The sequence below is a fragment of the Salinirubellus salinus genome (assembly GCF_025231485.1).
Taxonomy (GTDB): Archaea; Halobacteriota; Halobacteria; order Halobacteriales; family Haloarculaceae; genus Salinirubellus; species Salinirubellus salinus.
In genome coordinates, this window is record NZ_CP104003.1 from 3,577,806 (window position 1) to 3,601,833 (window position 24,028).

The 24,028-nt window shown below is 70.8% G+C and carries 25 protein-coding genes; 6 read left to right on the plus strand and 19 right to left on the minus strand.

The window, feature by feature from the left end:
- The first annotated feature begins 109 nt into the window (after positions 1–109).
- The gene (locus N0B31_RS18835; RefSeq protein ID WP_260593154.1) at positions 110–838 is read left to right on the plus strand and encodes a sporulation protein; all 729 of its coding nucleotides are present in this window, start codon (positions 110–112) and stop codon (positions 836–838) included.
- A 6-nt stretch (positions 839–844) separates the two neighbouring features.
- Here the strand turns inward: N0B31_RS18835 and N0B31_RS18840 are convergent, their stop codons facing one another.
- Entirely contained in the window at positions 845–1,504 is a 660-nt protein-coding gene (locus N0B31_RS18840; RefSeq protein WP_260593155.1) for a DUF4382 domain-containing protein, read from the minus strand.
- Positions 1,505–1,586: 82 nt separating this feature from the next.
- On the opposite strand from N0B31_RS18840, the gene N0B31_RS18845 reads away from it, so the two are divergent.
- Positions 1,587–2,237 carry a CRISPR-associated protein Cas4 gene (locus N0B31_RS18845; protein WP_260593156.1) on the plus strand — a complete coding sequence of 217 codons (651 nt, stop codon included), beginning with the start codon at positions 1,587–1,589 and terminating at the stop codon, positions 2,235–2,237.
- Positions 2,238–2,239: 2 nt separating this feature from the next.
- Here N0B31_RS18845 and N0B31_RS18850 read toward each other — a convergent pair whose 3' ends face one another.
- The 3 genes from N0B31_RS18850 to N0B31_RS18860 are packed head-to-tail and all read right to left on the minus strand — an operon-like array spanning position 2,240 to position 3,660.
- Entirely contained in the window at positions 2,240–2,839 is a 600-nt protein-coding gene (locus N0B31_RS18850) for an L-threonylcarbamoyladenylate synthase (RefSeq protein ID WP_260593157.1), read from the minus strand.
- Between the two features lie 3 nt (positions 2,840–2,842).
- Positions 2,843–3,361, minus strand: a complete 519-nt coding sequence (locus tag N0B31_RS18855; protein WP_260593158.1) for a redoxin domain-containing protein — start codon at positions 3,359–3,361, stop codon at positions 2,843–2,845.
- A complete protein-coding gene (locus N0B31_RS18860) occupies positions 3,358–3,660 on the minus strand; it encodes a glutaredoxin family protein (protein WP_260593159.1) in 303 nt (100 codons plus the stop codon). The genes N0B31_RS18855 and N0B31_RS18860 overlap by 4 nt, the downstream gene beginning before the upstream one ends.
- 164 nt (positions 3,661–3,824) lie before the next feature.
- Here N0B31_RS18860 and N0B31_RS18865 point away from each other — a divergent pair, with 164 nt between their 5' ends.
- A complete protein-coding gene (locus N0B31_RS18865; protein WP_260593160.1) occupies positions 3,825–5,225 on the plus strand; it encodes a hemolysin family protein in 1,401 nt (466 codons plus the stop codon).
- A 13-nt stretch (positions 5,226–5,238) separates the two neighbouring features.
- Here N0B31_RS18865 and N0B31_RS18870 read toward each other — a convergent pair whose 3' ends face one another.
- The 10 genes from N0B31_RS18870 to N0B31_RS18915 all read right to left on the minus strand — a co-directional run bounded on the left by N0B31_RS18870 (position 5,239) and on the right by N0B31_RS18915 (position 15,383).
- Complete coding sequence (locus tag N0B31_RS18870) at positions 5,239–6,429, minus strand: inorganic phosphate transporter (RefSeq protein WP_260593161.1); 1,191 nt, start codon at positions 6,427–6,429, stop codon at positions 5,239–5,241.
- Between the two features lie 74 nt (positions 6,430–6,503).
- Positions 6,504–7,196, minus strand: coding sequence for a DUF5828 family protein (locus N0B31_RS18875; RefSeq protein WP_260593162.1), 693 nt, complete (start codon positions 7,194–7,196; stop codon positions 6,504–6,506).
- Positions 7,197–7,301: 105 nt separating this feature from the next.
- Positions 7,302–8,591: a DUF7405 family protein gene (locus tag N0B31_RS18880; protein ID WP_260593163.1), complete on the minus strand. Its 1,290-nt coding sequence runs from the start codon at positions 8,589–8,591 to the stop codon at positions 7,302–7,304.
- Positions 8,592–8,655: 64 nt separating this feature from the next.
- Positions 8,656–9,723: a DUF7350 domain-containing protein gene (locus N0B31_RS18885; RefSeq protein WP_260593164.1), complete on the minus strand. Its 1,068-nt coding sequence runs from the start codon at positions 9,721–9,723 to the stop codon at positions 8,656–8,658.
- A gap of 68 nt (positions 9,724–9,791) precedes the next feature.
- Entirely contained in the window at positions 9,792–10,295 is a 504-nt protein-coding gene (locus N0B31_RS18890) for a winged helix-turn-helix transcriptional regulator (protein WP_260593165.1), read from the minus strand.
- Positions 10,288–10,617 (minus strand): DUF7471 family protein, encoded by a 330-nt coding sequence (locus tag N0B31_RS18895; protein WP_260593166.1) that lies wholly within the window; start codon positions 10,615–10,617, stop codon positions 10,288–10,290. Before N0B31_RS18895 ends, N0B31_RS18890 begins: the two co-directional genes overlap by 8 nt.
- Before the next feature lie 57 nt (positions 10,618–10,674).
- Positions 10,675–11,685 (minus strand): DUF7282 domain-containing protein, encoded by a 1,011-nt coding sequence (locus N0B31_RS18900; RefSeq protein WP_260593167.1) that lies wholly within the window; start codon positions 11,683–11,685, stop codon positions 10,675–10,677.
- A 108-nt stretch (positions 11,686–11,793) separates the two neighbouring features.
- Entirely contained in the window at positions 11,794–12,765 is a 972-nt protein-coding gene (locus tag N0B31_RS18905) for a DUF7282 domain-containing protein (RefSeq protein ID WP_260593168.1), read from the minus strand.
- Between the two features lie 53 nt (positions 12,766–12,818).
- The gene (locus N0B31_RS18910) at positions 12,819–13,904 is read right to left on the minus strand and encodes a DUF7350 domain-containing protein (RefSeq protein ID WP_260593169.1); all 1,086 of its coding nucleotides are present in this window, start codon (positions 13,902–13,904) and stop codon (positions 12,819–12,821) included.
- 87 nt (positions 13,905–13,991) lie between these two features.
- Positions 13,992–15,383 (minus strand): hypothetical protein, encoded by a 1,392-nt coding sequence (locus N0B31_RS18915; protein WP_260593170.1) that lies wholly within the window; start codon positions 15,381–15,383, stop codon positions 13,992–13,994.
- Positions 15,384–15,508: 125 nt separating this feature from the next.
- Between N0B31_RS18915 and N0B31_RS18920 the strand changes: the two genes are divergently transcribed.
- Entirely contained in the window at positions 15,509–16,759 is a 1,251-nt protein-coding gene (locus N0B31_RS18920; protein WP_260593171.1) for an FG-GAP-like repeat-containing protein, read from the plus strand.
- A gap of 31 nt (positions 16,760–16,790) precedes the next feature.
- Here the strand turns inward: N0B31_RS18920 and N0B31_RS18925 are convergent, their stop codons facing one another.
- Positions 16,791–16,940, minus strand: a complete 150-nt coding sequence (locus N0B31_RS18925; protein ID WP_260593172.1) for a hypothetical protein — start codon at positions 16,938–16,940, stop codon at positions 16,791–16,793.
- A 207-nt stretch (positions 16,941–17,147) separates the two neighbouring features.
- Positions 17,148–18,152 carry a glutathione S-transferase family protein gene (locus tag N0B31_RS18930; RefSeq protein ID WP_260593173.1) on the minus strand — a complete coding sequence of 335 codons (1,005 nt, stop codon included), beginning with the start codon at positions 18,150–18,152 and terminating at the stop codon, positions 17,148–17,150.
- 612 nt (positions 18,153–18,764) lie between these two features.
- On the opposite strand from N0B31_RS18930, the gene N0B31_RS18935 reads away from it, so the two are divergent.
- A complete protein-coding gene (locus tag N0B31_RS18935) occupies positions 18,765–19,298 on the plus strand; it encodes a 50S ribosomal protein L16 (RefSeq protein WP_260593174.1) in 534 nt (177 codons plus the stop codon).
- Positions 19,299–19,401: 103 nt separating this feature from the next.
- A complete protein-coding gene (locus N0B31_RS18940; RefSeq protein ID WP_260593175.1) occupies positions 19,402–20,292 on the plus strand; it encodes an ATP-grasp domain-containing protein in 891 nt (296 codons plus the stop codon).
- Here N0B31_RS18940 and N0B31_RS18945 read toward each other — a convergent pair whose 3' ends face one another.
- From N0B31_RS18945 to N0B31_RS18955, 3 genes are all read right to left on the minus strand, one after another.
- Positions 20,293–21,129: a hypothetical protein gene (locus N0B31_RS18945; RefSeq protein ID WP_260593176.1), complete on the minus strand. Its 837-nt coding sequence runs from the start codon at positions 21,127–21,129 to the stop codon at positions 20,293–20,295.
- Positions 21,130–21,178: 49 nt separating this feature from the next.
- Entirely contained in the window at positions 21,179–23,356 is a 2,178-nt protein-coding gene (locus tag N0B31_RS18950; RefSeq protein WP_260593177.1) for a PAS domain-containing protein, read from the minus strand.
- Positions 23,357–23,445: 89 nt separating this feature from the next.
- A complete protein-coding gene (locus tag N0B31_RS18955; RefSeq protein WP_260593178.1) occupies positions 23,446–23,841 on the minus strand; it encodes an Hsp20/alpha crystallin family protein in 396 nt (131 codons plus the stop codon).
- Positions 23,842–24,028: the final 187 nt, after the last annotated feature.

Genomic DNA, 24,028 nt, shown 5'->3' on the forward strand with positions numbered 1-24,028 from the left:
TGGGGGAACACTGTGGCGCTCACTCCGTTCGCGCCGGGTGAACCTCGTCTCCCGCGACCGCTCCGGGGCCCCCAGATTCTTCACCGAAGCGACCGGACCCCTTCGTGCGATGAAGAAGGTCCTCGCGACAATCGGCATCGGCAACGCCAGCGTCGACACCGTCCTCCCCTCCACCACCGTCCGCCCCGGCGAGAGCGTCGAGGCGGAGGTCAGGATGCAGGGCGGCAACGCCGAACAGGACGTCAGCCGCATCGAACTGGAGGTCGAGACGCGGTTCCTGACCGACGACGGCTACCGCGACGGCACGGTCGGCCGGATGCACCTCTCCGACGGGTTCACCCTCGACCCGGACGAGGAGCGCGTCGAGACGACCACCATCGAGGTCCCGTGGGACACGCCCGTCACCGTCGGCAGCGTGGACGTCTGGGTCGAGACGGAACTGGACGTGACGGGGGTGGACCCGGAGGACGTCGACTACCTCGACGTCCAGCCGACAGCGCGCCTGCAGGCCGTCTTCGACGCGCTCGAGGAACTCGGCCTGTCGCTCTACCAGAGCGAGTGCTCGCGCGACCCGTACAGCCGCTACGGCGGGGGTATCGTCCAGGAGTTCGAGTTCCGACCCTCGGGCGGCCCGTTCGCGGGCGACCTGGACGAGCTGGAGGTCGTCGCCCGCGAGTCGGCCGAGGAACTCGTCGTCTACCTCGAGGTCGACCGGCGCGGTGGCCTGCTCAGCGAGATGGCCGACACCGACGAGTCACACACCTCGCTGACGGTGACGAGTACCGATCCGACGGTGGTCCGCGAGGACCTGCGCCGGGTCGTCGAGAAGTACGTCTGAGCCGCCTCAGGCCGTCGAGTTCTCGGGGTCGTCCGTGCCGTTCTCCGAGGGTTCGGGCGTCGGCGTGGCCGTCGACTCGTCCTCGTACGTGACCTCCACCTCGTCGGCGACGGGCTGGAGGATGTAGCCGCCACTCTGGCCCTGCTCGACCGGCGTGAAGTCCGCGAGGAACGAGGTCGTCTCGCCGGCGCGGATCTCGAACGACTCGTTGAACTTCAGCGGGGCCTCGCCCGGCGTCTGGACGGTGGCCTCGCCACCGTCGGCCAGCGACGCGTCGACGACCTCGCCGACCTCCAGCTGGAGGTAGGCGTACTCACCGGTCTCCAGTTCCCCGGAGCCGATGGTCTCGGAGGCGTCGCCCTGCAGTTCCACGAGGTCGACCTCCGTAGCCTCGATGTCGACCGTCGTGCGTTCGCTCTCGCCGCTCGAGTCGTCGTCGGACTCGTTCCCGTCGCCGTCGTCGCTGTCCTCGCCGCCGCTGCTGCCCTCCCCAGCGTAGACCGTCGTTATCTCGAGCACCAGCGTCTCGAAGTCGGTGATGTCACCGGGCTGGTCAGAGACGGCGGTCTGGAGGGTGCCGGTCTCGGCGCCGGTGATGGCACTACAGCCGGCGAGGCCGGCCGTGGCTGCCGCTCCCGTGGCTGCGATAAACTCTCGTCGTCGCATACTCCGAAAAATAGCCGACGCGCCCGTAAGGGTCTGGTGGCCGACACGAGGGTCTTTACCACATGAGGCGGCCAGACTCGCCGTGTTCGCGTTCACCGACCTCGCCACGGCCGCCTACTGTCCCCGACAGCTCTACTACCGACGCAAGCACGACGACGTCGGTCGCTCGCCCGAGGCCGCCCGGGTCCGGGAGTCGGCCTTCCGGTACCCCGAGTTGCTGGACGAACGGACCGACCTGCCGCCCGACGTCACGGTGACGCCGACGCAGTTCCGGACGAACCTCGCGTGTGCGAGCGAGCGGCTGGACGCGTGGGACGGGCTCGCCGACCCGCCCGCCCGCGACGTGCTGCTGGAGGGCCGCGAGGCCCGCGGCATCGCGCACAAGGTGCTGGAGGAGCCGCTCGCCCCCTCGCTCGTCTTCGCCGGCGACCCGCCGCCACGGGGCTTGTGGGTGCCCGCTACGGTCCGACTCGTCGCCGCCTGCAAGGCGCTCTCGTGGGAGCGCGAGCGGCCGGTCCAGCGCGGGTTCGCGGAGTTCCCGACGCACGGCGTGGTCCGGGAGATACGGCTCACGACGCGACGGAAGGCGCACTACCGCCGGACCGTCAGGGCCGTCGAGGCGATGGACGGCCCACCGGCCCGCGTCGAGAACGACGAGAAGTGCGTGCCGTGCGAGTACCGGGGAGAGTGCGGGACGAGGGCACGGTCGCTCCGGTCGTTGCTGGGGTTGTAGTCCTACTCCGCCTCCAGCCACTCCACGATGGCCCCGGCGAACGCCCCCTCGCGGACGACGCGGTTCTCGCGCACGTCGACGACGGTGCTCTCGGTGCCGGGGGTCTCCCCTCCGTCGACGACCGTCGCCCGCTCCCGGATAGCGGGGCTCACCTCGTCGACGGTGCGACTGCTGGATTCGCCCGAGCGGTTCGCCGAGGTGGCGGTGACGGGCGTCTCGGCCGCCTCGAACAGCGCCAGCGCCACCTCGTGGTCGGGGACCCGGACCCCCACCTTCTCGCGGCCGCCGGTCAGCACGTCCGGGACGACGTCGCGCTTCGGGACGACGACGGTGACGGGGCCGGGGAGGAACGCCCGCATGAACCGCAGTTCGCGGTCGTTCGGGGTGGTGAACTCCAGTGCGGCGTCGACGCTCGGGACCCCCAGCGAGAGGGGCTTGTCGCGGTCGCGCCCCTTCGCCTCGAACACCGACTCGACGGCGGCGGGGTTCAGCGCGTCCGCCCCCAGACCGTAGACCGTCTCGGTCGGGTAGACGACGAGGCCCCCCTCGCGGATGGTGCGGGCGGCGGCCTCGATTCCGGGGTCGGTGTCTGCGGGGGACATGGCCTACAGGGACTCGACGGCTTCGCGGACCTCGCTGTACGGTGGGAACGCCGGGAACTCCTCGGCGACCCACGCGTACTGCACCGTGCCGTCGGTGTCGACGACGAACGCCGCGGGGCGGTGCTCGGTGATGCTCATCCCGTCGAGGTCGTGCGTGACGCCGTAGGCCTCGCCTACCTCACACGCGGGGTCGGAGAAGAACCGGAACGCCTCGAAGCCGGTCCACTCGCGCTGGAACTCCCGGTGCTCGTACGGCGTGGAGATGCTGACGCCGACGACCTCGCACTCCTCCCACTCGCCCCAGCCGTCGTCGCGGATGGACTGGAAGGTGTAGGTGGCGGGGAAGTCACCGTCCATCGAGTGGAATATCAGGACGACCGGGCCGTCGTCGAGGAGTTCCGAGAGTGAGACGTCCTCCCAGAACTCGTCGTTCACGAGTGGCTTCGTGAACTCGGGGGCCGTCTCGCCCACCTCGACGTGGTCGGCGGCGGGGAGTTCCGTGACGTCGAACCCGAGGTTCACGCGTCACCACCGTCCGTTCGAGCGGCGGCGCGGGCCTCGGCGCTCGCGTCGGCGCCGTAGGTGCCCTCGAGGTACTCGACGATGTTGCCGGACTCGGCCATCGTCACGCCCGTCTCCTCGTCGACGAGGACGGGGACGGTCCGGACGCCGGCGACGCGCTTGACCACGTCACGGCGTGAGTGGCGTGCCTCGACGAACCGGGAGTCGTACTCCAGTCCCAGGTCGTCGAGCTTGCGAACCACTCGCTCGCAGAACGGACAGGCCTGCAGTCGGTAGACGGTCAGATGCGGCGCTGACATGGCTGGAACTTCGGGCGTGAGTGCGGTAAAACTTCGGCTCTCGGGTGCCGGCCGCGCCGGAGCGTCGCACCCGCCCGAGCACGCGGTTCGGCGCCGTGGCCATCGATTCGACGGGTTCGCATGGTAACTCTTAATCCCAGGGGCGGCCTACTCCGATTGTCATAATGGGGTTACCGGCGTCAGCGCCGCTCCGGCCGTCCGCGCTCGTGCAGGCTCAGGTGGACGTGCTGGGCCTGTTCACGTTGAGCGAGAGTGCCTTCCTGTGGATCGGTGCGCTCACTATCGTGGTGCTCATCGGCCTCTCGGCGTTCTTCTCCTCCTCCGAGATAGCGATGTTCTCGCTCGCCGAGCACCGGGTGGAGTCGCTCGTCGAGGAGGGCAGCCGTAGCAGCCAGGTGCTCAAGGCGCTCAAGTCCGACCCCCACCGCCTGCTCGTCACCATCCTCGTCGGCAACAACCTCGTCAACATCGCGATGTCCTCCATCGCGACCGGGTTGCTCGCCATCCTGCTGGACAACCAGGGACTCGCGGTGGTCGCCTCCACGTTCGGCATCACCGCGCTGGTCCTCCTGTTCGGTGAGTCCGCACCGAAGTCCTACGCCGTCGAGAACACCGAGTCGTGGGCGCTGCGCATCTCGAAGCCCCTGAAGTTCGCCGAGCAGATCCTCCTCCCGCTGGTCGTCCTGTTCGACTACCTCACCCGGCAGGTGAACAAGGTCACGGGTGGTCGCGGCGCCATCGAGACGTCCTACGTCACCCGCGAGGAGATACGGGACATCATCGAGACGGGCGAGCGCGAGGGCGTCATCGAGGAGGACGAGCGCGAACTCCTCCAGCGCGTCTTCCGGTTCAACAACACCATCGCCAAGGAGGTGATGACCCCGCGCCTCGACATGGACGCCATCCCGAAGGACGCGACCATCGACGACGCCATCACGACCTGTATCGAGTCCGGGCACGCCCGCATCCCGGTCTACGAGGGGTCGCTCGACAACATCGTCGGCGTCGTCCACATCCGTGACCTCGTCCGGGACCTGAACTACGGGGAACGCGACGGCGAGGACCTGAAACTGGAGGACATCATCCAGCCGACGCTGCACGTCCCCGAGTCCAAGAACGTCGACGAACTGCTGGCGGAGATGCGCCAGAACCGGATGCCGATGGTCATCGTCATCGACGAGTTCGGGACCACCGAGGGGCTGGTGACGATGGAGGACCTCACCGAGGAGATCGTCGGCGAGATACTCGAGGGCGAGGAGGAGGAGCCCATCGAGTTCGTCGACGACGACACCGCGCTCGTCCGCGGCGAGGTCAACATCGAGGAGGTCAACGAGGCACTCGACATCGAACTCCCGGAGGGCGAGGAGTTCGAGACCATCGCCGGCTTCATCTTCAACCGCGCCGGCCGCCTCGTCGAGGAGGGCGAGGTCATCACCTTCGACAGCGTCGACATCCGCGTCGAGGAGGTCCAGAACACGCGCATCATGAAGGCCCGCATCTCGAAGGTCGAGCGGGGGGAGGTCGAGGAGGAGCTGGAGGCCGGCGAGGTCGAGACGGACGACTAGGACCGGCGTCCCGTCACAGCACGGCGTCCACCGCGAGGAACAGCCCGTAACTCACCGTCCCGGCGAGTATCAGCGACCCGAGCCACGCGAGCACCGTGTACCCCATCTTCCGCCCGGAGACGCCGGCACCGCCCGCCGCGTAGCCCGACCCGACGATGGCGCTGACGATGATCTCGTTGAACGAGACGGGCACCCCGAAGAAGACGGCCGTCTGCGCGATGGCGAACGAGGGGATGAGCGCGGCGATGGAGCGCCGTGGCCCGAGCGCCGAGTAGTCCTGTGCGAGCGCCTTTATCATCCGCGGCGCGCCGGTCCACGACCCGGCGAGCAGGCCGAGCCCGCCACCGAGCAACAGGAGTGTGAGCGGTAGCGTGAACGCCTGGTCGTCCAGGAGCGGGAGCATCGGCCCGAGCGCCAGTCCCACCTGCGACCCGCCGGCGGAGAACGCGACGAGGCCGCCGAGGACGAGGAGGAACCGGCGCTGGCCCCGCGCCTCGTCGGCGACCATCTCGCGGTAGAGCGCGCTCCCGACGAGGCCGGCGGCGAGGAGCGAGACGCCTGCGCGAGCGGCGAGCGCACCGTTCCCGGAGAGGCCGGCGGCGGCCTGCCCGGCGACGCTCGCGGCCTCACCGGCCGGCCCGAGCAGGACGAACTCCACGTTGACGAGGATGACGCCGACAATGCCCGCGAGCGCCGGGACCGCGAGCCGTTCGGCGACACGCTCGTCGCGCAGGAGGCGGGCCGTGGCGTAGGCGATGCCGCCGCCGACGAACGGCACGGAGACCCAGAGCGTGACGATCTCTCGGTACTTGGGCCACGCGGGGTCACCACCCAGTGCGAGCCCGACGCCGACGACGGCCCCCGTGACGGTGAACGCCGTAGCGATGGGGTAGCCGGTGAACACGCCGATGGCGACGAGGACGGCCGCGGTGAGCAGGCCGACCACCGCCGCGGTCGGCGAGAGCGTGACGTTCAGGATGAGTTCTCGACCGACGGCCTCGGTGACGTTCGCGCCCTGCAGGACGGCGCCCATGAGACCGAGGATCCCGACGACGAAGCCGGCGCGCATCACGCCGATGGCGTTCGCGCCGACGGCGGGGGCGAACGGCGTCGACCCCGAGGATCCGGCGCCGATGGCCCACGCCATGAACAGGCTGGCGAACGCCGCGACGAGGAGTGTCGCCGCTGTCGAGAACGCGACCATGTGGCTGAACCGCGCGTGGGAGAGGGATGCCTGTTACGGTCGGCGCGTGGCGTTGCCGCGGTCCGGTCGCCGCCTCAGTTCGTGTGCGGTCGCGAGCGGCCGTCGGTCCCGGCCTCCTCCGTGGCGTCGGGGACGCCCTCGGCCACCTCCACCGCCTCGGTGTCCTTCTCGGTGTCGACATGCCAGCGGTCGACGGTCTGTTCGAGGTCGGCCAGCGCGTTCGACACCCGTATCTTCAGGTCGTCGTCGTTGACGTTGACCTCGAACACGTAGTCGTCCTGCCCCGCGCGCCGGAGGTTCGCACTCACCAGTTCGTTGTCGAAGTAGTACGGCGACACCTGCGTCATCACCGACTTGTAGACGGCCCCCTCGACCTTCCGTATCGCCTTGCGGCCCGCGCTGTCGACCGCCCGCTTCAGGTGCTCGATGGACTCCTTCGCCTCCTCGACGGCCTTGTCCGGTTCGTCGAGATGCTCGTAGGACTCGCTGAGCTTCTCGCCGGCGGTCTGGACGTCCTCGTCGGGTGCCTTGCCGGCCTTCTCGCCCTCGCCCTCGGCGACGGCGGCCTTCTCGGCCGTCTTCTCCGAGACGTCCTCGTCCAGTCGCTCCTCGACCTTCGGACGCCACTCGTCCCACTCCGCGAGGGGGCCGTCGGGCACCTCGGCCTCCTCGGCCACGTCCTTCAGCGCCCGCGTGACTCGCTCGCCGTGTTCGACGATGTCGACCCACGACCCCCGTTCTTTGAACCCCGCGACGCTCTCTTCCATCCGGTTGAGACGGCGCTACGTGTTGCTCGCTCTTACGTGTTGGCAGTCGTCCGCCGCTCGTCTGTCGGGTGTCTGCCCGGACGGGACCGGACGACGGGTCGCCGCCTACTCCGCCTCACCGGTCGGCGTCGGCAGCGCCCGCAGCGACCGCGGCACGACGAGGAAGTTCCCCCGCTTCTTCGTGAAGATGTACTCGAGGATGCCGTTGTTCACGCGCTGTCGGACGGCCGGCGTTATCTGTGGGATGTCCTCGCCGTTCATCGCCCGCCGGACGGCCTCGAACTGCGAGATGCCGGTCTGGAGCGACGGGAAGTGGAGGCTGGCGATGTCGTCGTCGGCGCTCTCGAAGTGCCGGCGCAAGAGGAGCGGGTTCCCGTCGGCGTCACGGTTGGCGCGGGCGGCCTTCTGGGCGTGGCCGACCCGGCCGTACTCGCGCGCGTGGATCTCGATGTCGTCTACGAACTGGTCGATACCGGAGTCGTCGCCGAGGTTCTCGCCGACGCCCTCGACGAGCCCCTGCTCGACGTGGCCCGGCGAGAACATCTCCATCACGCGCTCCTCGTAGGACTGCTCGCCGTACCAGTCGGCGAGGCGCTGGCGGATGTTCGAGACGTGCTTGGTCGTGCCACCGGCGAACGGCCCCGAGTCGAGCGTGACGTAGTCCTCGGTGGCCTGGTTCTTCGCGAACCCGGCCTTGAACCCCATGAACAGCGGACTCGCCTCGGGGATGGGGTTGCCCTCGGGCACGCCCTCGATCTGGTCGCCACGCTCGTGGGGCATCCCGGCGCCGACGAACCCCGTCCGGCGCTCGTCCACCTCGAACACGTCCGTGAGCGCGGCCTCCACGCTGGTGCCGTTGAGCGTGTCGCGCTCGCCGGTCAGGGCCTCCTCCACGCGGAGGAGGAGGTCCGGCTTGTCCGTCGCGAGGTGGAGCAGGGCGTCCTGCCGGTCGAGTTCGGGGTCCTCGAACGAGGAGAGCGCCCGCGGTTCCGGCAGGTCGAGGTCCTCGGGCAGCGACTCGTCGTAGTGCCGGTCGAAGTACGCCGGGGAGTAGCCGATGGAGTGGAGCAGCCCCTCGTGGTTCCGGGCGAGCGCCCGGTCGAGCGTGGAGAGGGCGGCCTCGACCGTGTCTCGAGCGTCGGCGTTCGGCTCCTCGGTCAGGTTCAGGTAGAGCAGCGTCTGGTGGCGTGGGAGCGCCTCGTTGCCGAACTCGTCCTCGCGGACGCGGCCCTTCCAGGCGTGCTGGCGCTCGGGGAGCGTCGAGAGGTCGTCCGGGCCGGCGGGGGCGCTCGACTCGCCGCCGATGGCGTCGACGCACGCCGAGAGGCCCACTGCCCCGCCCACGGCTACGGCCGCCTTCACCACCTCGCGTCGAGTGGGACCGGTGTCGCTCATCTGTTCGACGCTCGTTCTCGCGACACCAAAGGTCGCTCGTTCGCCCGGTCGGCCGTTCGGACGCTCACGAGAGCGTCACCTCCGTGTCCGGCATCTCGACGAACGCCGTCTCGTAGCCCTCGTGTCGGGCCACCTGCGGGGGAACCGTCACCGACAGGCCGAGCGTGTCGCCCGACTCGACGCTCGGGACCGCCGCCCCGTAGTGGTACTTCGCCTCGGGGTGGAGCGTGCGGGTCAGTTCCCCCTCGAACACCGTCTCGCCGTCGCGGGTGAGCGTCCCCTCCAGTCCCATCGCCGGCACCACCATCCGGTTGTACGGGGTGCGGGCCGAGACGTAGAGGTACTGCGCGCCCTCGCCGTCGACGCCCGACGGCACCGTGTCGAGCGACTGGACGACGAGTGTCGCGTCGCCCGTACTCGTCTCGCCGCGGGTGGTCCCCGGCAGGTCGTCGGCTTCGGGGAGCACCGACAGTGGCATCATCCCCATCTCCATCGGTGGGCGCGCCGCGGCCTCGCCCGCGCGGTCCATCGTCCGCTCGAACAGTATCTCGTCGCGGGCCGACTGCGCGTACTCGAACGCGATGTCGGCGCTCGCGGGGTCGGCGAACCGGCCCTCGAACCCGCCCACCCGGCGCGTGTTCACCCCACCGACGCTGACCGTCACGGTGTAGGTGCCGTCGCCGTCCAGCCCGAAGTTCGCGCCGTAGTGGAACCCCATCGGCTGCGAGAGCATCGGGTAGATGACCTCCTCGCTGACGAGCTCGCCCCCCCTCGAGATCTCGATGGTGAGGCCCGTGTCGGGCAGGACGGTCCCGGTCTCGGGGTCCCACACCGAGGCCATCAGGTGCACGTCGTCGTCCTCCTGTATCTCGGTCATCGAGGTGCTCGTCCCGTTGACGTTCCAGAACCGGTGTGGGTACGAGTACATCAGCCCGAACTGGTACTCGCCGGACTTGCCCATCCCGGACATCGACATCCCCTCCACGTGGGTGGGGAAGTAGACCGCACTCGGGCGGTTCGAGAGGACCGGTGGGGAGGAGGGTATCGCTCGTGTCTCGACGATGCCGGAACACCCGGCGAGCGCCGCCGCCCCTGCGCCCGCGAGGCCAGTCAGGTACGTCCGTCGTCTCATTGGTGTCCCTAGTGGACTGCCGGAAAAGGGGATTCTGGTCCGACCGTCGAAACCCCCGTGTCACCGACTCACTCGGCCAGTAACGAGTCGACCAGCCGCGTGAACCGGTCGACCAGCCGCCCCGGTGTGGAGGGCTCGGCCCGGCGCAACAGCCGGGCGGTCCCTTCGGGGTCGACCAGCGAGAGCACGACCCGGTTGCGGGCGTCCCGGTCATCGCGCACCAGTTCGGCCTCGGTGAGTCGGTCGAGGTGCCACGAGAGCGTGCTCCGGGCGATGCCGACCCGCTCGGCCACGTCGGTCGCCGGGAGCGCCCCCGCCTCCAGCAGGACCGCCACCACGTCCGCCGCCGTCTCCCGGCGGAGGAGCGCCAGCGCCCGCCGTTCGTCCGCGTCGTACCCCGGCGGGTAGTAGTGGGTCTGCCCGTAGAGGTCGGCCGCCACAACCCACTCCAGCCGACGGAGGTGGTACTGGACCTGTCCCGGCGCGAGGTCGAGCGCCCGGACGAGTTCGTTGAAGTGGACCCCGGGATCCGCGCGAACGCGAGCGGCGATCAGGTCGCGGGTCTCAGTCATCCTCCCCACCTCCGTAGCCACGGTCGGCCGCGGCCGCCGACCGCCGGGCGCTCCGGGCGGTGTAGACGGCCGCGATGACCAGCCCCGCCATCAGCACGTCCAGCAGGTGCTCGGCGGTGTGGTGTGTCGGTATCGAGAGCATGCCCAGCAGCGAGAACGCGCCGACGACGGCCCGCGCGCCGAGCGTCACGAGCGCCAGCGTCACCAGCAGGTAGGGCACCGACCGGCGCTGGACGAGCGCCACGAGCGCCAGCCCGACGATGCCGGCGCTCCCCACCCCACCGAGCGCGAGCACCACCGCCAGCACCCACTCGTTCGCCATCGGCCCTCCTAGCGGCCCTGACGGTAAGCCGATTGTGGTCCGGGCGTCGCGGGGCGGTCATCGCTCCCCTCCGCGGCGGCCGCGGCGTCGGGCCAGCAGCGCGGTCCCTGCCAGTCCGGCGACAGCCGCGACGAGGCCGAAGCCGGGGCCGTCACCGGCGGTGTCGGTCCCGCCGACCGTGTCCCCGGGGGTGCCGTCGGCGGCGGTCGGCGTCGGCGACGCCGTCGGTGTGTTGACGAACGACTCGGTCGGCGTGGGGGTCCCCGCTCCGGTCGCCGTCCCCGCACCGACCGAGGTGGTCGGTGGGACCGTCCCCGTCGCGAGGCCCGACCGACGGACCCGGAACCGCGTCGAGACGACGGTCCCGTTGGCCGTCACGCCGGGGTCGCTCGCCCGATAGGTGTCGTCGCCGTCGTCGCCGTGGAGGGTCGCCCGCAGGCGGTAGTCCCCGTCGCCGTCGAACGCGGCCGCCTCGTCCAGCGTCACGTTCACCGACTCGTGGGTGCCGGCGGCGAGCGCGGTGCTCCCCAGCACGGTCCCCGTCGAGGCGTTCCGGACGACGACGTGGCCCGCCTCGGGGAGCGTGACGCGACGCAACTCGAGCGTGCTCTCGTTCACCCAGTCGGGGGCGAACGCCTCCTCGGTGACCAGCGCCCGCGGTCCCTTCCGGAGCGGGACGGCCTCGCTCGCCTGCCGTCCGAACGTCGTCAGTACCTGGTCGTCCTCGCCGGGTTCGAACTCGCCGTCGTCGTCGCTGCCGAGCAGGGCGACGTGGACGGTCCGCTCGTCGAACTCGGCCCAGTGCTCCGCGTCGATGGTGACGGTGACGTCCGTCTGGAAGCCGTCGGCAGCGAGCTTCCGGAAGCCGAGCACCTCCGTGTGGTCGGCGTCGGCGAACACGGCGATCCAGCCGTCGCTGGCGACGTAGGCCGACTCGGCGACGACGGTCCCGTCGGGCGATACCTGCGCGTCGGCGCTCACGTCGTTGATGTGGGCGCTCGCGGGGGTCACGGCCACCAGCGACAGCACGAGGAGGGCGGCGAGGACGAGCGCGCCGGACCGTTGCATACCACGGCTTGCAGTCGCTCGTCCAAGAGGGTTGTTCCAATTTCCGCCCGAATCGGGGGACTGCTCGGTGGCTCCCGGCAGTTCCAGCCGGGAGCGACGGCTCGGGACTCACCGGCGGTTCCAGCCGAGCGCGACGGCGAGCGCGACGAGTGCGGCGAGCGTCACCACGAGGCCGAAGCCGGCGCCGTCCTCGGCCGTCGGGGTCCGGGTCTCCGTCGCTGTCGGCGTGGTCGGCCTGTCGGTCGACGTGGGCGTCTCCGTCGCCGTCGGCGTGTTCACCAGCGCCGGCGTGGGCGTCCCGTCCGTCGGCCCCTCGCTCGGCCTGACGCTGAACCGGGTGGCGACCAGCGACCCGTTCGCCCTGACGGGCCGGTCGTCGGCGTCGAGGACGCCGTCACCGTCGTCGGCGTAGACCGTCGCGAACACGGCGAACGTGTCGTTCTGGCTCGCGAGGAACGAGCGGTCCAGTTCCACCCGGAGGTCCTCGTGGGTGCCGGCGTCGAGCGAGACGTGCCCGAGCGTCCGGCCCGGTTCGCCCCCCTCCGAGAGCGACAGGACGAGGTGGCCGGGGTCGGCGAGTGCCGCCTCCCGTACCGTCACCTCGCCGGCCGAGCGCTGGGCGCCGAGCCCGGCCGCGGAGACGTACGCCGGGGCCTCGCCGCGGGCCACGTCGAACGTCGCCTGCGTCACCCGGCCGAACGACACCTGCGGGTCGTCCGTGGCCGGGTCGAACGTCCCGTCGTCGTCGGTGTCCGCGTAGAGCACCGCCGTCACCGTGGCGTTCCCGTCGACGGCGTCCCACGCCGCGTCGTCCACGCCCACGGGGACCTCCGTCACGTCGACGCGCGAGGCGGAGAACGGCGTGACACCGACCACCTCGCCCGAGCGGCCGTCCCACCCCCGGTAGAGGACGACGAACCCGTCGCTCGTGGCGTAGGCCGACTCGAGGACGACCGTACCGTCGGCCGACACCTGGGGGTCGGCCGAGAGGTGGTTCACGTCGTGGGCGAGGGCGGGGGCCGCGAGCGTCGCGAGACAGGCGAGGAGCGCCAGCGCGACGGCGGGGAGGGACCGTCCCATACCCCGACTCCGCACGCGAGGGCGAAAAGCGTGTTCCAGTCCGGGTCGTCCGCTCAGACCCCGAACTCGACGGGATCCATCTGGAGGAACGCCCGCTCGTACCCCTCGTGTCGCGCGACCTGCGGGGGGACGGTCGGTTCGAGCGTGACCGTGTCGCCGGCCTCGACGCGGCCGTCGATGGCCGCGCCGTAGTGGTAGCCGAGGGCCGGGTCGAACGTCCGGACGAGCGGCCCCTCGTAGGTGGTGCCGCCGCTCCCCTCGACGACGGCGTCCAGCCCCATCGCCGGCAGGACGAGCCCGTTGTAGGGGGTGCGCGCCGAGACGTAGAGGTACTCGCCGCTCCCCTCGACTCCCTCGGGCACCCCGCTCGTGCCCGTGAGGAGGACGGCGTCGTCGCTCTTCGGCTTCCCGAGTACGTTCGGGAGCTCGGCCTCCGGCAGCGCGGTGGCCTGTGGCATCATCCCCATCTCCATCGGCTTGACGGCGCCGCGCTCGCCGTAGGCGTCGAGTTCGGTGACGGTCACCTTCTCGCGTTCCGCCTCGTCGAACACGAACGGAATCTCGACGGTCGCCGACTCGCCGAACCGCCCCCGGAAGGCGCCGGTCCGCCGGACGTTCATCCCGCCGATGGAGACGCGCCCGACGTACTCGCCGTCGCTCGGGAGCGTGAAGTTGCCGCCGTAGTGGAAGCCCATCCGCTGGGAGAGCATCGGGTAGATGACCTCCTGACTGACCAGCTCGTCGTCCTGCAGTATCTCGACGGTGACGCCCGTCTCCGGGAGGACGGTGCTCGTCTCGGGGTCCCAGACCACGGCCATCAGGTGGATGGAGCCGGTCCGTGGGGTCTTCTGGAGGTCGGTCCCGTTGACGTTCCAGAACGCGTGCGGGGCGGCGTACATGAGGCCGGCGGCGAACTCGCCGCTCTGGGCGGTCCCCTGCATCGCCATCGACTCGCGGAAACTCTGGACGTAGACGCCGTCGGGCAGGTCCGACTCCGAGCCGGTCGGGGTGGCGGTGGAGGTGTCGGTCGGCTCCGCGGTGGCCGTCGGGGTCGGGTCACCGGTCCCCCCCAGCGAGGTACAGCCCGCGAGTCCCGCGAGGCCGACGGCCCCGGCCGCGAGGAACGTGCGTCGTCTCATTGCATCCCGGTTGTGCGTATCCGCGCAAAAGGCGTCTGGTACGACCGTCGAATCGACGGCCGCAGCGACCCGTCGATGTCCGGGGGTTCAGGCCACGACCGGCCGGGAGATGACGAACAGCGAGACGAGCGTGTACGCCACCATCACGAGCGTGAGTGGGACGTGTGCGCGCCCGACCGTTCCGCCCGTGTCGCGTCGCCCGATGGCCCCCCGCCGGAGGACGGCGTGGGCCGCCACGACGGCCACGACGTGCCCGAGGACGACCAGCGCGACCTGCAGTCCCCAGTAGACAGGCAACGAGAGCCACGCGGTGGGATCCACCGAGAGTGACAGGCCCACGCGGCCGGCCACGAGCGTGCCGAACTGCCCGGCGTTGACGAGCAGGTAGTCGACGTTGTGGGCCACCTCGTAGGCGGCGGCGATGGGGAGCACGGTCGGGGCGAGTCGGCCGGTGGTCCGACCGGGGTCGGCGTCGAGCAGCGTCGCCGTCAGCCACGTGGCGGCGACGAACACGACGAGGAACAGCACGGCACCGAGGCCGTAGACGGGGAGCGCCGCGCCGAGGCCGGGCCCGAAGGTCTCGCGGAAGACGCCGGCGACCGACTGGAACTCGGGCGTCTCGCGGAACCCGTCGAAACTCACCGTGAACACCGCGAGGACGACGACGGCCGCCTCCGCCGGAGGTACCGGCGCGAGCGTGCCGCGCCACGGCGGCCGGAGCGACAGGGCGTACCCGCCGCGGTCGGTCCGTTCGACGTCGAGCACGCGGACCCGGCCGAACAGCCGGTAGAGCACCGCGAGCGTGTCGGCGCGGTCGAACCACGTCGGGCCGAACGCGACCCCACCGAGCAGCATCGCGAGTGCGTAGCTCGCCAGCAGCGCCGCCGTCAGGAGCGGGTCACGCGGCAGGACGGTGAGGTTCTCGACGAACCCGAGCGCGAGCACACCCAGCAGGGCCGGCCACGCGCCGAGCCACGCGGGGTACTCGCGCAGCGCGACGGTGTCACCCTCGAGTCGACAGAGCCCGCGATAGAGCGTGTGCCACGGCGAGAGGACACGCCACGGGCTCCCCGCCAGCACCGAGACGAGCGCGACCCCCTTCAGCCAGAGCGGCCAGACGAAGACGGTGGCGAGGTTCTCCAGCTGGACCTGCCGGCCGAAGGCGCCGTCGGCCAGCGCGGCGACGAACAGCACGAGGAAGCCGCCGGCGCCGAGTGTCCGGAGCGCGCGGCCGGTGCCGGGGCCGAGCCGGCCGAGGGCGCGCTCGCCGGTCCGGACCTCACGTTCTCCGACGGCGAGGTAGCCGGCCGTCGCGGCGACGGTCAGCCCCGCCCCGGCGAACAGCAGCGGGAGCGGGAGCGGCGCGTCGAACTTCGTCCCGATGCCGGGGTGGGCGGCGACGAGGCCCGTCCCGGCGAGCAGGAAGGCGAGCGCGGTGCTCGCGAGTGTGACCGGACGCGCGAGGGACGGACGACCCATGCCGGCGACTCCTCGCGGGACGGGCATGAGGATGCTGGTCGGGCGGTGTGTGGCGGCGCTGGTCCGGTCGTCGAACGCCGCGAGGGAGTGGACAGCGACTTTAGCGCCGCGGCCCTACGGGACCCGTGCGTCTCCCGACCGTCCTGGCGCTGGTCGCGCTGGTCGTCGTCCTCGGCGGGGTGGGTGCCGTCGCCGTCGTGGACTCCGGGTCGACCCTGAACGAGCGCTGGGTGAGCGACACGCCCAGCGACATCGAGGGGAACCACCACGCGGTCGCCGCCGCGCGCATCGACGGGCAGGGGTACGTCTTCGCCCCCATCGGTGGCCGGTCGGGCGAGACGGGGTGTATGCTGGCCGCGCTCGACGACGAGGGGGCCGTGCTGTGGGACGACCCGGTCCCGCCCGCCGACTGCACCATCCACGCCGTCGCCGACCCCGCGGTGGCGACGTGGCCGGGCGAAGAGCCGGCGGTCCTCTCCTCGACGACCGAGGACCGCGTCTACGCCCACGACCCGGCGAGCGGGACCCTCACGTTCTCGTTCGCCCTGCGCGACTACGGCTACACCAAGCCCGTCGTGGCCGACGCGACGGGCGACGGCGACCCCGAGCTGGTCGTCCTCGACGTGACCGGGTCGGTGTTCGTGGTCCGTGCCGACGGCGACGGCCGGGAGCGCCCCGCGAACGGCACGACGGTCTGGGACCGGCGGTTCGGCGCGTACACGTGGGCCCAGCCGGTCGTCGCCGACCTCGACGCCGACGGCGACCCCGAGGTGGTCGCGGGGTTCGACGACCGACAGGTCCGGCTGCTCGACGGTGCGACCGGGCGCACGGAGTGGAACGCCTCCGCCGGCGGCGCGGTGACGTGGATGACGACCGGCGACGCCGACGGGGATCCCGCGACCGAGGTGTTCGTGGCGACCAGCAACGGCCACGTGGTCGCGTTCGACGGCGCGACCGGCACGGTCGAGTGGAACCGGACGTTCGACCGACTGGCCGCGGTCCGGGCGTTCGGCGACGCCGACGCCGACGGCCAGCCCGAACTCTACGCCGTGGCGCGTGACGGCGTCCTGCGGGCGCTCGACGCGAGCAGCGGCGAGACGGAGTGGACGACGACGCTCACCACCGGCGACGTGCAGATGACGCCGCCGCCGTCGCTGGGCGACGTCGACGGCGACGGGGACGACGAGGTGGTGGCGGTCACGAACGACGGCATCGTCCGGGTGCTGGACCCGGTCGACGGTGCCGTCCTCGCCACGTACGAGCGGGACTCGACCGTCTACACGCACGTCACGCTGGCCGACCTCGACGGCGACGGGGCCGACGAGGTCTACGTGCCGTACGGCGACGGGCGGGTCGTGTCACTCGGACTCGGGTGAGTGGTCGCAGAGAAGTGAGTACGGTCGGCCGCTACGTGAGGTCTATCTCCTCGTCCTCGTAGAGTTCCTCGAAGTCGACCTCCTCGTCCCCACGTTCGAGAGCGAGTTCGATCTCGCGTTCGGTCTGCCGGCGCTCTTCGCGGTGGTACTTGCGCACGCGGCCACGCTTCGTGTCGGCCATACCCACCACACATCCGCTCCGAACTTAACCCTGTCGGACGTTATCACACTGCGTGAAACGGGGGCCGGGGTTCGTCAGCGTCTGGCGACCTCGCTGGTGCTATCTGTGTGGTGTGTCTACATCTCTGGTCGAACGTCACATTCGGTGCCGAACGCGCCGGTTCGACACTCGGGGCGCAGTCCGGTCCGTCCAGTCGCTCGTCTCCGTTCAGTCGCCTCTCGGCGTCGGCGCCAGTTCCGCCGGCGGGCCTCCCGGGAGTTCGTCCCGGCCGTGGGGCGCCTCGAAGTCGAGGTCCGGACCCACCGCGACGAACCCGGTCGGGTTGATGTCGGTGTGGGTCGTGTAGTAGTGCTCCTTGATGTGGTCCACGTTGACCGTCTTCGCGATGCCCGAGGTCTGGTAGAGGTCGCGGACGTACGGCCAGAGGTGGTCGTACTGGCTCACGAGCCTCCGGTTGCACTTGAAGTGCGTGTGGTAGACGTGGTCGAACCGGACCAGCGTGGCGAACAGGCGGAGGTCCGCGAGGGTCAGGCGTTCGCCGTCCGCGACGAGGTAGCGCTGGTCGGCCAGTCGCTCGTCGAGGGCGTCGAGCGCGTCGAACAGCCGGTTCACGTTCTTCTCGTACACCTCCTGCGTGCCCGCGAAGCCCGCCCGGTAGACGCCGTTGTTGATGGGCTCGTAGATACGGTCGACCATCTCGTCCACCTCCTCGCGGACGTCTTCGGGGTAGAGGTCGACACCGTTACCGAGCTCCTGCATCGCCGTCGAGAACGTCTCCATCACCTCGATGGACTCGTTGTTGACGATGGTCTCTCGCTCCCGGTCCCACAGCACGGGCACCGTCACGCGCCCGGTGTAGTTCGGGTCCGCCTCGGTGTAGAGTTCACCGAGGTAGTCCGCCCCGAGGATGGAGTCCTCGGTGCAGTCGTCCTTCTCGGGGGTGAACTGCCAGCCCATCTCGTCGCGGTACGGGTCGACGATGTCCATGGAGACGTGGTCCTCGAGTCCCAGCAACGAGCGGACCATCGAGGCGCCGTGGGCCCACGGGCAGGCCCGCGAGATGTAGAGGTGATAGCGGCCGGACTCCGCAGGGAACGCCTCGGTGCCGAGTCGGTCACGGAACGACGTGGGCTGGCGGTCGAACTCACCCTCCTCGTCGTTGAACTCGTAGGTGTCCGTGCGCCACTCGCCGTCGACGAACATGTTGACCATCGGTGGTCGTGCGTTGGGCTGGGAGACGCATAGGTTCGGTGGCGACACCGGTGTAACTCGGTGTACCCGGGGCCGGTGGGGTGGTGGGTTCGCCCCGGCGGCGGGTGCGCGAACCACGGTGCGGTGTCTCGGGTGGGGTGGTCACGTGGTGTCTCGGGTGGTGCGGCCAGCAGGCAAATGCGCGAGTCACGGTACAACTGACTCCGCCGCCGGACCAGCGAGCGGCCGGTCGCCCGCGAACGCGGGCGATACGGCTGCCGACCCTTCCCCACCTCGGACACACGCGGCGGCGCCGCGTGGTCCTCGGCGGCCAGTCGTGTCGGAGAATCGAATCGAACCCGGTGGCCCGCGGCGGCGCTCGTGCCGCCGCGCGGGGGAGGGCAGGGCCAGCCGTGTCAGCCCGGCAGGGCTGACCGGCCGCTCGACTGGGCGGGGCTGGGCGGTACACGTTGTACCGCGCTAGCTCCTCCGCTTCTCGACACGGGAGAGGGGATAGCCACTTCTCGACCGGGAGACGCGGCGACAGCCGCACTCCACGCCACGCCGCCACACACCACGCAGCCCCTAGACTTCGAAGCGTTCATTAACGCGCTTGCCGTCCGATTCGACAATATGAGCGACAAACCCGCCTCGATGTACCGGGACATCGACAAGCCGTCGTACACGCGACGGGACTACATCACCGGCATCCCCGGCTCCAAGGTCGCACAGTACAAGATGGGACGAATCGACAAGGACCCGGAGGAGTACCCGGTCCAGATCAGCCTCATCGTCGAGGAGGCCGTCCAGATCCGCCACGGCTCGCTCGAGTCCGCGCGCCTGTCGGCCAACCGCCGCCTGCTGAAGGTGCTCGGTGAGGAGGGTGACTACAAGATGATCCTCCGGAAGTTCCCCCACCAGATCCTCCGGGAGAACAAGCAGGCGACCGGTGCGGGCGCCGACCGTGTCTCCGACGGGATGCGCCAGTCGTTCGGCAAGATCGTCGGGACCGCGGCCCGCATCCAGGCCAACGAACAGCTGTTCACCGCGTGGTGCCACCCCGAGGACGCCCCCGAGGTCAAGGACGCGTTCCGCCGCGCGTACAACAAGATCACGCCGCCGTGCCGCATCAAGGTCGAGCGCGGGCAGGACCTCCTCGTCTCGTAATCCGGCTCGTTTCTCTCTCCGTTCTTCGCGTCTCCCAGCGGTGCGACCGTCCCGACTGCCGCACTCGCCGTCTTCATATCCTCGCCGGCCGAGTCACCGACCCGTGAGCGACCCGGACGCCGACACGGACCTCAGACTCGCGGTAGCCACCGACGCCGAGACGCTGGCCCGGATCCGCGACCCGCTGGCCGAGCGTGGCATCGAGGCCGAGTTCGTCCCCACCAGCGAGCGCACGCTCGCGCTGACCGCCGACCTCGGGGCGTTCGACGTCGGCTTCGTCTTCCCCTCCAGACTGGCCGAGGGCGGCGTGGTCGACGCCCTGCTCGAGGTGCCGTGGGTCAACGGCCGCGAGGCCATCCAGCGCTCGCGGTACAAGGCCGAGACGCTGGCGCGGCTCTCGCGGGCCGGCGTCCCGACACCCGAGACGACGATGGTGTCGAACCCCGTGAGCGAGGCCGACCTCGTCGCGGTCTGGGAGTCGTTCGACCCGCCCGTCGTCGTCAAGCCCAACTCCACCACGCGCGGGACGGGCGTGGCGAAGTGTGCGGACCTCGACTCCTTCCTCGGCGTCGTCGACTACCTCGACCTGGTCCACGACTACCGCGCGACCGGCGACCGCTCGTTCCTCGTCCAGGAGTACCTCGCCGACGCCGTCGACTACCGCGTGATGTGCGTCGAGGGGGAGTACGTCGGCGCCGTCGAACGCCGGCTCACCGACGCGGCGCTCGCCGAGGGGCGCTGGAAGCACAACGTCCACCGCGGTGCCGAGGCGGCTGGCGTCGCCCTGCCCGCCGACCTCCGCGTGCTCGCCGAGGACGCGGCCGACGCGCTCGGCGTCGACTGGCTGGGCGTCGACCTGCTCGTCACCGACGACCGGGCCGTGGTCAACGAGACGAACGCACGGCCCACGGTCGACAGCGCGACGAAGTACGAGGACGGGTTCTACGACCGGCTGGCGGGGCTGATCCGGGCCACCGCTCGGGGCGAGCGGTAGTCAGCCCTCCCGCGCGACCAGCAGGAAGATGCCGGCGAACAGCCACGAGAGCAGCGCGACGTACCAGCCGACGCCGGCGTCGACCACCACGAGCGCACCGGCGCCGACCGCGAGGAAGAGGACGGCGAGACCGACGCTCACGCCCCTGACCGCCGGATTCGGGTCGCGTCCCGCCCGTGCCTCGCGCTCCGCCCCGGCCGCGACGGCCTCCAGCGCGTCGGCCACGCCGTCGAGCCGGGTGACCGGCACGCGCACGAGCGACGGCGTGACGAACTGGCCCGGTCGGTTCGGCGTCCGGAGCGTGACGAACGCCACCGGCCCGACCCGGCGGGCCCGGTAGCCCGTCACCCGACCGAGGTCGAACTCGCGGGTCGGGGTCTCCAGCGTGGCCGTCGCCGGGTCGAGTCGCCCGCGCGTGGCGAACGCGAGGTACGTCACGCCGGCCAGCGCAGCGAGGCCGGCGAGGCCCGCCGCGAGCGCGGGCGACAGCCAGAGCGCCCCACCCAGGACGGCTGCCCCGGCCACGCCGAGTGTCACCCGGCCTCGCCGGGTCAGTGGCCGCTCGACGCCCTCGACACCGAACGACGGGCGCCCCTCGGGGTCGGCGAACGCCGGGACGAGGTAGAGCAGGGAGAACGGCCCGCCGACGAGCGCGAGGACGACCACCACCAGCCGGAGCGTCCACGACCCTCGCCACAGTACCCACACGAGTGCCGCGAGTGCCGCGGCGAGCAGGAGGGTGAAGGCGCCGTAGAGGAGCGCCCCGCCGGTCAGGAGTGCCACCCGGAGCCACGGCTCCGTGGTCGCGTCGTGGCGCCACTCGACCGCGCCGCTCATGCCTACCGCTTCGCGCGCGTGAGGTGAAGAGTCCGACGCCGGTGGCGGCTCAGCCGTCTGCCGACTCGATGCCCGAGACGACGAACCGGGCGCCGCCGAGCGAACTCCCCTCGACGCCGACCGTCCACCCGTGGGCCTCGGCGATCTGTTGGACGATGGCGAGCCCGAACCCGGTCCCCGACACGCTGGTGGTGTGGCCGGCCTCGAACACCTCCCGCCGGCGCTCGGGCGGGACGCCGGGGCCGTCGTCCTCGACGACGAGGCGGTCCCCCTCGAGGGCGACCCGGACCGTGGGTACGGGGTCTGCCTCTCCGTCGGCCGCAGTGCTCGTCGCCCCGTGTTCGACCGCGTTGGCGACGAGGTTCTCGACGAGCTCGGAGAGTCGCTCGGGGTCCGCGAGCACGGTTCGCCCGGCCGGGCAGTCGACGGTGACCTCGGCGCCGTCCGTGTGGACGCTCTCGACGGCCCGCCGGAGCACGGCGCGCGCGGTCACCGACTCGGGGTCGTCGACGACCCGCCCGTCGGCCGCGAGCGCGAGGACGTCCTCGATGAGGTCTCCCATCCGCTCGACGGCGGATTGGGCCTGCCCGATGGACTCCTCGTTCGGGTCCTCGCGCGCGAGTACGAGGTGTCCCTCGGCCGCTCCCAGCCGGTTGCGCAGGCCGTGGCTCAACACGCCCGCGAACTCCTCGAGGCGCTCGTTCTGCCGGCGGAGTTCGCGCTCGCGGGCTTTCAGTTCCGAGATGTCGCGCCCCTCGAGGACGAGCAGGTCGACCTCGCCGTCGGCGTCGTAGAGCGGTCGCGCCGAGAAGTCGACGATGGCACGGTCCTCGGCACCCTGCACCTCGAGTTCGTCCCTGACGAACTGCCCCTCGGCGGCCCGCTGGACCGCCTCCCGTGCCCGGTCGCGGGTCGCGGGAATCTCGCTGAACCACGGCGCCGCCCACATCGGCTCGCCGACGACCGTCTCGCGCTCGAAGCCGCCGAACTCGAGCGCCGTCTCGTTCGCCTCGAGCAGCGTCCCGTCGGGGGTGGCGAGCCCGGTGAACTGGTAGGTGTTGTCGAAGATGGCCTCGAACCGGCGTTCGCGCTCGCGCCGGTCCGAGAGGTCACGGCCGACCCCGACCAGTCCCACCGGGTCGCCCGCGGCGTCGGTCAGGAGCGCCCCCGTGAACTCGTAGGGGATCCGCTCGCCGTCGGCGGTCAGCAACTCGCTCTCGACAGTGGTCGCCCGTCCCTCCTCGAACACCGTCTCGATGGCCTCCGCGACAACGCTGCGCTCGTTCGGGGAGACGAACTCGAGCGGGCCCATCGCGTCGATCTCGGTGGCGTCGTAGCCCGTCACCGCCTCCAGTCGGTCGTTCCAGCGGAGGAGCGTCCCCGAGTGGTCGAACGCGTAGAGGACGTCCGGCAACCCCTCGAGGAGGGCGTCGGTGAACGCCCGCTCCTGGCGGAGGTCGCGTTCGCGCTCTCGCCGGTCGGTCACGTCCCGGAAGTAGACGGAGACGCCGTTCTCGTCGGGGTAGGTCCGGAACTCGTACCAGCGGTCGACCGCCTCGAGGTGTGCCTCGACCGTCGTCGGCTCCTGTCGCTCCATCGCCTCGCGCATCCCCGTCCCGAGGGCCGTCCCCTCGAGGAACGGGAAGAGGTCCCAGATGCGCTCGCCGAGCAGCGACTCGGCCGCCCGGTCGACCAGGTCCTCGGCTCGCTCGTTCATGTAGGTGTAGCGCCACTCGTCGTCGAGGGCGACGACGGCGTCGGTGATGCGCTCGTGGACCTCTCGCGCGCGGCGTTCGGCCCGGCGCTGGGAGACGGTGTTCTCGACGCGGTTGGCGAGGACGGTGAACTGCTCGTTGCTCGTCCCCTTCTGGAGGTAGTCGGTGACGCCCGCCGAGATGGCCCGGCCGGCGATCTCCTCGCTCCCCCGGCCGGTGAACAGGACGAACGGGAGGTCGGGGTAGCGCTCGCGGACCGCCTCGAGGAACTCGAGTCCGTCCATCCCCGGCATCTGGTAGTCACTCACGACACAGTCGACGTCGCCGGTCTCGACGTGTTCGAGTGCCGTCTCGGGGTCGGTCGTCGACAGGACGCCGAGACGGTCTGACTCGGCTTCGAGGCGGTCGGCCGCCAGCGCGAGGAACGCACCGTCGTCGTCCAGCTGGAGCACCGTTATGTCCTGGTCTGCCCAGTGGCTCCCCTCGGCCCCCACCGCTCCCCTGGTGTGCATCTGCCACAGGTAGAGCATCTGCTACTGATAAGGGGTCGTCGACACTCGAAATCTGAGTCGGCCGAGCGTCCGGCCGCCGTCGGCCGGCCTCAGCCGAGGTTGATGCTCTTCGAGGAGTCGGTCCGCGCGAGCTCCACCTCGAGGACGCCGTTGTTGAACGTCGCGCGGGCGGAGTGTTCGTCCACCTGCGCGGGGAGGTCGATGCGCTCCTCGTAGCTCTGGCGGTCCGTGTCCGCGACGACGGTCACCCGACGGCCGTCGCACTTGATCTCGATGTCGTCTTTCCCCATCCCGGGCAGATCGCCCACCACGCGGAGCCGGTCGGGCTCCTCGTAGACCGTGAAGTGTGCGTCCGTCCCGAACCCCGTCTCGTCCATCCGGACGTCGCCGCCGGTCATGTCGTCCATCATCCGCTCAAGCTCGCGGAAGAAAGACGAGAAGTCGGTGGTGTCGTCCCGGTCGTCGTCGAATGGCCTGCGACTCATTGTTGTGTACTACCTCGCCGCTGCGCGACGGTTCCACGATTCCCACCCGTCCGGAGCACGTCCGAGACCGGCTCGTGTTCGCGGTCGTCCCGACGCATAGGTTTCGATAGGGTCCGCCCAGTTCAAAAGGGTTCTGTCCGTTACACCAGCAGAACGTCCGTCTCCGCCGCCACGGCGTCTGACGGGC

Coding starts and splice junctions, on each gene's coding strand:
- N0B31_RS18915 (WP_260593170.1), bottom strand. CDS start 15,383: ATGGGTCGTCCGTCCCTCGCGCGTCCGGTCACACTCGCGAGCACCGCG.
- N0B31_RS18885 (WP_260593164.1), bottom strand. CDS start 9,723: ATGAGACGACGGACGTACCTGACTGGCCTCGCGGGCGCAGGGGCGGCG.
- N0B31_RS18945 (WP_260593176.1), bottom strand. CDS start 21,129: ATGAGCGGCGCGGTCGAGTGGCGCCACGACGCGACCACGGAGCCGTGG.
- N0B31_RS18930 (WP_260593173.1), bottom strand. CDS start 18,152: ATGGTCAACATGTTCGTCGACGGCGAGTGGCGCACGGACACCTACGAG.
- N0B31_RS18910 (WP_260593169.1), bottom strand. CDS start 13,904: ATGAGACGACGCACGTTCCTCGCGGCCGGGGCCGTCGGCCTCGCGGGA.
- N0B31_RS18955 (WP_260593178.1), bottom strand. CDS start 23,841: ATGAGTCGCAGGCCATTCGACGACGACCGGGACGACACCACCGACTTC.
- N0B31_RS18950 (WP_260593177.1), bottom strand. CDS start 23,356: ATGCACACCAGGGGAGCGGTGGGGGCCGAGGGGAGCCACTGGGCAGAC.
- N0B31_RS18840 (WP_260593155.1), bottom strand. CDS start 1,504: ATGCGACGACGAGAGTTTATCGCAGCCACGGGAGCGGCAGCCACGGCC.
- N0B31_RS18890 (WP_260593165.1), bottom strand. CDS start 10,295: ATGACTGAGACCCGCGACCTGATCGCCGCTCGCGTTCGCGCGGATCCC.
- N0B31_RS18875 (WP_260593162.1), bottom strand. CDS start 7,196: ATGGAAGAGAGCGTCGCGGGGTTCAAAGAACGGGGGTCGTGGGTCGAC.
- N0B31_RS18905 (WP_260593168.1), bottom strand. CDS start 12,765: ATGGGACGGTCCCTCCCCGCCGTCGCGCTGGCGCTCCTCGCCTGTCTC.
- N0B31_RS18895 (WP_260593166.1), bottom strand. CDS start 10,617: ATGGCGAACGAGTGGGTGCTGGCGGTGGTGCTCGCGCTCGGTGGGGTG.
- N0B31_RS18850 (WP_260593157.1), bottom strand. CDS start 2,839: ATGTCCCCCGCAGACACCGACCCCGGAATCGAGGCCGCCGCCCGCACC.
- N0B31_RS18835 (WP_260593154.1), top strand. CDS start 110: ATGAAGAAGGTCCTCGCGACAATCGGCATCGGCAACGCCAGCGTCGAC.
- N0B31_RS18865 (WP_260593160.1), top strand. CDS start 3,825: ATGGGGTTACCGGCGTCAGCGCCGCTCCGGCCGTCCGCGCTCGTGCAG.
- N0B31_RS18880 (WP_260593163.1), bottom strand. CDS start 8,591: ATGAGCGACACCGGTCCCACTCGACGCGAGGTGGTGAAGGCGGCCGTA.
- N0B31_RS18900 (WP_260593167.1), bottom strand. CDS start 11,685: ATGCAACGGTCCGGCGCGCTCGTCCTCGCCGCCCTCCTCGTGCTGTCG.
- N0B31_RS18925 (WP_260593172.1), bottom strand. CDS start 16,940: ATGGCCGACACGAAGCGTGGCCGCGTGCGCAAGTACCACCGCGAAGAG.
- N0B31_RS18935 (WP_260593174.1), top strand. CDS start 18,765: ATGAGCGACAAACCCGCCTCGATGTACCGGGACATCGACAAGCCGTCG.
- N0B31_RS18870 (WP_260593161.1), bottom strand. CDS start 6,429: ATGGTCGCGTTCTCGACAGCGGCGACACTCCTCGTCGCGGCGTTCGCC.
- N0B31_RS18860 (WP_260593159.1), bottom strand. CDS start 3,660: ATGTCAGCGCCGCATCTGACCGTCTACCGACTGCAGGCCTGTCCGTTC.